The sequence below is a fragment of the Microcoleus sp. B4-D4 genome (genome assembly GCF_036705185.1).
Taxonomy (GTDB): Bacteria; Cyanobacteriota; Cyanobacteriia; order Cyanobacteriales; family Microcoleaceae; genus Microcoleus.
In genome coordinates this window covers 10073-11989 of record NZ_JAUBTX010000033.1, presented here as the reverse complement: position 1 = coordinate 11989, position 1917 = coordinate 10073, and the positions used below count along the sequence as shown (strand labels likewise).

General features: G+C 44.2%; 2 protein-coding genes and 1 pseudogene. All 3 read left to right on the top strand.

Translation table 11 applies throughout. The features are described from left to right. Positions 1-170: 170 nt before the first annotated feature. Positions 171-680 carry a hypothetical protein gene (locus tag QUB13_RS21340; RefSeq protein ID WP_333384473.1) on the top strand — a complete coding sequence of 170 codons (510 nt, stop codon included), beginning with the start codon at positions 171-173 and terminating at the stop codon, positions 678-680. Then, on the top strand, positions 677-1144 hold the full coding sequence (locus tag QUB13_RS21335; RefSeq protein WP_333384472.1) for a hypothetical protein: 468 nt from the start codon (positions 677-679) through the stop codon (positions 1142-1144). The genes QUB13_RS21340 and QUB13_RS21335 overlap by 4 nt, the downstream gene beginning before the upstream one ends. Positions 1145-1248: 104 nt before the next feature. Further along, positions 1249-1917: pseudogene (locus tag QUB13_RS21330) on the top strand (CHAT domain-containing protein); the annotation flags it as partial.

Sequence of the window (1917 nt, the reverse complement as noted above, 5' to 3'; positions counted from 1 at the left end):
TTTGTTTGTGTAGACGCGGTTTCAACCGCCGAGTCTTTGTTTGTGTAGACGCGGTTTCAACCGCTGAGTCTTTGTTTTTGTAGACGCGGTTTCAACCGCTGAGTCTAATTACGTCTATAATCAATACATAGATTAACAAGCATTCCGAATCGCAAGTCGGCCCAAAAACTATGCTAAATGAATCTTCCCGCCTTGTTTACGGCGATGAATTAATCACCGCAACCGAATTGAACCAACAACCGGGGCGAGTTCTCGATTTGGCGATGGAACACCCTGTTACCATCACTCGCAACGAGCAACATTTTGCTTTGCTGCGGCGCGAGGAGATGGCGCTGTGGGTAAAAGCTGCAACTGTTTCTTTAACAGTATTTGAAGTGATGGCCGCTGCTTACCGCCTGCGTCTGGGAGAACCAATTAGTTCAGAACATCCCTATGAGTGGCTGAAAGTATTTGACTCAGATGAACTGTGCGAATTGATTGCTGAATTAGAAACAGCTTACCGACTTGCGGAATCGGAACCTGGGGCGTGGAGTGCGATCGAGATTGTAATCCATGAATGGCACGAAAGCGCTAAAGCACTTTCTAGTCTGGAACTCGCAGCAGCTTTCAGCGATGAAATTGACGAAGTATTGCTGACACCGCCTCAAATAGAAAGCACTACTGAATCGACTCAGGTATGACGCATACTCCACCCACTCCAGACGATTTAGAAAGCGCGGTTTCCTCTGAAGAACTTCCCGCACCTGTACCCGTGCTTTCTGAGTTAGTAATCCCCCCTGAAGAATCACTTACAGCACCTCCTACACCCCCATCTGCCAAAGAAAATCCAGCCGAAATTATAGTGCAATTACCTGAATCACCCTGGTTAGTAGTAGCGAAAAACCGAAGGGTTAATCGGGATTGGGAAGCTTTATTGTTACGTGCGCCTGAGAATACTCGTCGCTGCTATCAGGATTTATGTAGTAGCCCGATGTTGAGAAAACCGAAGAGAGTTTTTCCGTTAAAAGGCAAACTTTATAAAGGTGCGTGGGAATATGAAGTAACAAGTTCCGATCGAGTATTTTATGTACCCGATGAAGACCAACGCAAAGTGCTTGTTTACTACGCGGGAAAACATCCTAAATCAGCGCCAACTCCTCCGTAAAGAAACCCGGTGGTTGAAACCGCCCGGTTTTCATTTGCCCGTGATTTCCCCCTTGTTTTTCCCCGACCAAGAATGTAAAATTATAAAAACATGGGTTGTCAGCAATGAACGAAGCGCGCCACCAAGCTTATCTCAATCTGATTCGATCGCTACTGAGTTGCCCTAATGGGGAAGAAAACCCAATTTTGCAGGCAAACTCCGAGTTAGATGATGCGGGATTAGTACAGGTAATGCTAGAGAGGGCAAATGCTCTAAGAATTGATAACAACCTGGATGATGCTAATTATTTAATGACTCTTGCAGGGCATCTCATGGGTAGTTATGGCAATACAATGGTAGAGAAATTGTCACCCGCCACTTACCTCAAATTCCTAGAAGAAGTGTTGCAGGCAACACAAGGTAGCAAGGGCGATCCTCAAGTAATTTATCCCCTCCTGCGGGATAATCTCAACTTAGTTAATGATAATTTGGCTGTAGTTTTGCAAAATTGGGCGAGAGAAACTTTGCCAAACTTAGATAGCCAAGATATCCGCATTTCTATAACAGCAGTTATTGTCAATTTTAGCGATGTAATCGCGGAATTTTCTTTAGGCAGCAGAGCAAATAATTTGGAAATTGCCATTAGAGGTTATGAAATTGCCCTGACTGTTTTTTCCCGTCAAGAATATGCTAAAAATTGGGCGACGATTCAAAATAATTTGGCGATTGCTTATAGCGACAGAATCAGAGGCGAAAAAACAGATAATCTAGAAAAAGCGATTTCTGCTTGTCAA